This is a genomic window from Mesorhizobium dulcispinae (assembly GCF_033977345.1).
GTDB lineage: Bacteria > Pseudomonadota > Alphaproteobacteria > Rhizobiales > Rhizobiaceae > Mesorhizobium > Mesorhizobium dulcispinae.
Window position 1 is genome coordinate 1 of sequence record NZ_JAVIIY010000046.1, and the last position, 3,765, is coordinate 3,765.

The 3,765-nt window shown below is 61.3% G+C and carries 4 protein-coding genes; all 4 read right to left on the reverse strand.

Features of this window, described 5'->3' with window-relative positions; genetic code table 11:
* Window positions 1-345: 345 nt before the first annotated feature.
* Window positions 346-993 (reverse strand): UPF0149 family protein, encoded by a 648-nt coding sequence (locus tag RFN30_RS32090; protein ID WP_320230230.1) that lies wholly within the window; start codon window positions 991-993, stop codon window positions 346-348.
* A 282-nt stretch (window positions 994-1,275) separates the two neighbouring features.
* The gene (locus tag RFN30_RS32095) at window positions 1,276-2,310 is read right to left on the reverse strand and encodes an IS110 family RNA-guided transposase (protein WP_320265955.1); all 1,035 of its coding nucleotides are present in this window, start codon (window positions 2,308-2,310) and stop codon (window positions 1,276-1,278) included.
* Window positions 2,282-2,590: a transposase domain-containing protein gene (locus RFN30_RS32100; protein ID WP_320265956.1), complete on the reverse strand. Its 309-nt coding sequence runs from the start codon at window positions 2,588-2,590 to the stop codon at window positions 2,282-2,284. Before RFN30_RS32100 ends, RFN30_RS32095 begins: the two co-directional genes overlap by 29 nt.
* The coding region (gene tnpC, locus RFN30_RS32105; RefSeq protein ID WP_320265957.1) for an IS66 family transposase at window positions 2,538-3,765 on the reverse strand (1,228 nt) is incomplete at its 5' end. The genes RFN30_RS32100 and tnpC, both read right to left, overlap by 53 nt.

Sequence of the window (3,765 nt, forward strand, 5' to 3'; positions counted from 1 at the left end):
GCTGGAAACTGTTCTATGGGACTCAGCTGTCGACAGGCTGACGGACCGAGAGCGCGGCAGGACGCAGTCGAGACCATCACTCCAGGCGCGAAGGAGGAACTCGCTGCACTCCGCCGATCTTCCCGTTCGACGAGCCCCGTCCGATCGCCGTTGCGAAGCTGACGAATCTGGTGATGACGCGCCTCGCCTTTGCAGCCCTGCGGCGCGGCAACCTAAGTGAGCGTGCGTATTGCCTCACGTAACGATGCTCCCGAGATTCAAGGTAAGCGATGCGCCGAGGCACCTTTCCCGAAGTCGCCTGATGCGTGTATGGCGGTCAGCCGTTAGTCGGCGCGCCGGCGGCGATTACTGCGGGTCATCATAGCGGGTGACGTAGTGGAGTTCGCGAAGGGCGGGGATGACAAGGGTGATGTCTTTGTATGCCTCGTGCTCGATGAAGTGCGCGGTCTCGGGTCCCGGCCTGGGTTTGCCGAGGACAGGCCGCCCCTTTTTGTCGACGCAATAGATCAGGATCGGCAGCAGCAGGCCGTGGTTGGGGTTGTTGAGGTCGAGTAGCCGTTTCCAGCGTTTGATGTTGAGGTTCATGGCCGCGTAGAACCCCTGGCACCATGGCCGCGGGTCGATGCCGCCGCTGGGCTTGGTGGTGAAGCGGGGCGCATAATCGTGCGGTCTGTCGAACAGCGTCTCGTTGATCCGGTTGTGGATCCTGGCGAGGCTGGCAAACACGGCGTGATCGGTTGCAGAGCCCTTGGCCAGGACGTCGCGCGGCAACCCCATGAGTGGGCACATCCAGTCTTGCGGGTCCGCGAACCGCGGCCCGGTGACCGCCGCCGTTACGAAGCCATCCAGCGCCGAGACGGTCCGCACCAGCGGGCGGGGATTGGTCTTGGCGGCCATCCAGGCCTCGAGCGCCTCGTCCGGCAGCGCCATGTCATCGAGCGCGCTCATGCCGCCAAGGGGAGCGGCATCTCTTCGCGCCGCACCCAGTTCCATATGTGGACGGCTCCCACTTGCAAGTGTTTTTTACAGATATTGTTGATCGGATCGCTTGCTTCCATATGTGCGGCCTTTGTGTGTGGTCGCACATGACCACTGGCCAAGATGGTTTCCGCAACGCATGTTCCTAACACGGCAACGACCTTGAAAGGCCAATGGAACTGACGGAGTATCACGCGTCTTGGATCGATCGATCGCACCATCTGTTTTTCTCTTGCAAGTTCACAGCATCAGCTCAACACGGTAGCATTCTATTCTGCTCACCGTGATGGCCAATTCCTATGTTGCTTGCGTTTGCTCCTCTGTCCGCCGATACGCCTCGCCGCTCACCATGAGCTTCCAGGCGACACGGGCAATCTTGTTGGCGAGCGCCACCGCAACCAGCTTCGGTTTCTTCCTTTGCAGTAGTTCGGTAAGCCATCGGGAAGCATGCCTGCTTCGACCTGCTCTGACGTGTTGAAGAAGAGCAGTCGCACCAACCACCAATATGCTCCTCAGCATTTCGTCGCCAGCACGTGTAATCACCCCCAATCTGACCTTGCCTGCGGTCGAATGGTCTTTAGGCGTGAGTCCTATCCAAGCGGCAAAATCGCGACCCGACTTGAACGTTCGGGGATCTGGGGTCTTCATCATCAAAAGCGATGCGCCGACCGGCCCAACACCCGGAATTTCGGCCAGGCGCCTGCTGCATTCATCGGAGCGATGCAACGCGGTCAGTTTTTCCTCGACGGCTTTCGTTTCGGCAAGCAAGTCTCGATACTCAACGCAATGCATGGCAAAAAGCTCGCGGGCCAATTCAGGCAGGGATTGATCAGCCGCGATCCGCTCCAGCAACGGTTCGATGCGGCACATGCCGGTGGCGGCCACGATGCCGAACTCCATGGCAAACCCGCGTATGGCATTGGCGAGCTGCGTTCGATTGCGAATGAGTCTCTCTCGCAAACCGACCAGCATTAACGCGGCCTGCTGGTCCGCGGTCTTCACCGGCACGAACCGCATGGTGGGTCGGCTCATCGCCTCACACAAAGCCTGCGCGTCCGCCGCGTCGTTCTTGCCGCGCTTGACATAAGGTTTCGCCAGCTGAGGTGCGATCAACTTCACTTCGTGCCCCAAGGAACCTAATAACCTCGCCCAATGATGAGAGCCTCCGCAGGCTTCGAGTGCGATAGTAGTCGGTGCGGCTTTCTCGAAGAATTTCACCATCTCCCTACGCGAAAGCTTCTTGCGAAGGACTGGTTGCTCGACTGCGTTCACGCCATGCAATTGGAAAACGCTCTTTGACGTATCAATGCCAATTCTGATAATCTTTTCCACGGACGGTCTTCCTCGATTGAGCTTTCAACGAACTCATTCTGGCACATTGCGATGCCGTTGGGAGCCGTCCACCCCAACACGGCATCAGCTCATCCCAGCGCGAGGCTGGCCAGTCGTTCTGGATGCGCTCGATGACGTCGGCCATGTAGGCTTCGGCATCGACGCCGCAGAGCTTGCAGGTCTCGATGATGCTGAGCACGACCGCTGACCGCTCGGCCGCGGCGAAGCTACCCGAGAAAAGCCAGTTGCGCCGGCCGACGGTAAATCCACGAATCGCCACGCTCCGCGATCAGGTTGTCGGGCTCGAGCTGGCCATCGTAGAGGAACCGGTTGAACGCGCGCCATCGCTTGGTGCCATAGGCGAAGGCCTTGGCGATATCGGCATGGCGCGACAAACCCTTGGCCTGGCGCATGAGCTGTCGTCGCAGCGCACGCACCAGTGGTCGGGTCCGCCTTCGTCGTGCGGCCAATCGTTCGGCCGGCGGAAGCCCCCGTATCTCTTCCTCGATCCGGTAGATCGCCTGGATACCGGCCATCGCCGTCGTGCTGAGCTCGGTCGGCTGGCTGTCGTGAACGTCGAATATCTTGCGACGCAGATGGGCCAGGCAGGCAGCTTCTCGAATAGCGCCGCCCCTGTAGATCTGGTTGTAGCCGGTGAACCCATCGGCCTGGAGCGTGCCGGCAAATCCGGCGAGCTCGCTCATCACGCTCTCGCCGGCGCGGCCCATGGTGGCGCGGTACCAGGCGATCGGCGGCTCCTGCGAACCCGAGTTGCGATCGTCGGCGACGTAAACCCAGAGCGCGCCCTTGTGCGTGGTGCCGGTGCCGGGCGCCAGGATCGGAAGCCGCGTGTCATCGGTGTGAATCTTGGTGCGGGTACGGCCGATCTCACGGATGCGATTGTAGATCGGATCGAGCAAGGCGGCGGCGTAGCCGGCGCTGCGCGCAAGGGTAGATCGCTCGATATCGACGCCCTTGGCGGCCATCATCTGGGTCTGACGGTAGTACGGCAGATGATAACCCCACTTCGCCATCATGATATGGGCGAGCGCGGCGTAGCTGAGCTTGCCGCGTGCAATGGCCTTGGCGGGTGCCGGCGCCTGAATGATTTTGTCGCAGGTCCGGCAGCTGTACTTGGGTCGAACGGTCTCGATCACCTGCCAGGCCTGGGCGACTACGTCGAGCATCTCCTCGTGATCTTCGCCCATGGCGCGCAGGTCGCCGCCGCAGCCCGGGCAGCATGCACAAGACGGCTCGCGAACGATCCGCTTGCGCGGCAGGTTGGGGTTGAGCTTGCGCACTGGCAGCACCCGGACCTTGTCGGTGTCAGCGACGATGGGCAGCTCGATATTGGGCACGCTGGCGGCGACATCGCTCTCGATATCTTCGAGTTCGAGCAGCATCTGGCCCAGCTTCTCGGACGAGCGGCCGAAGGCCTTGCGGTTGAAGCGATCG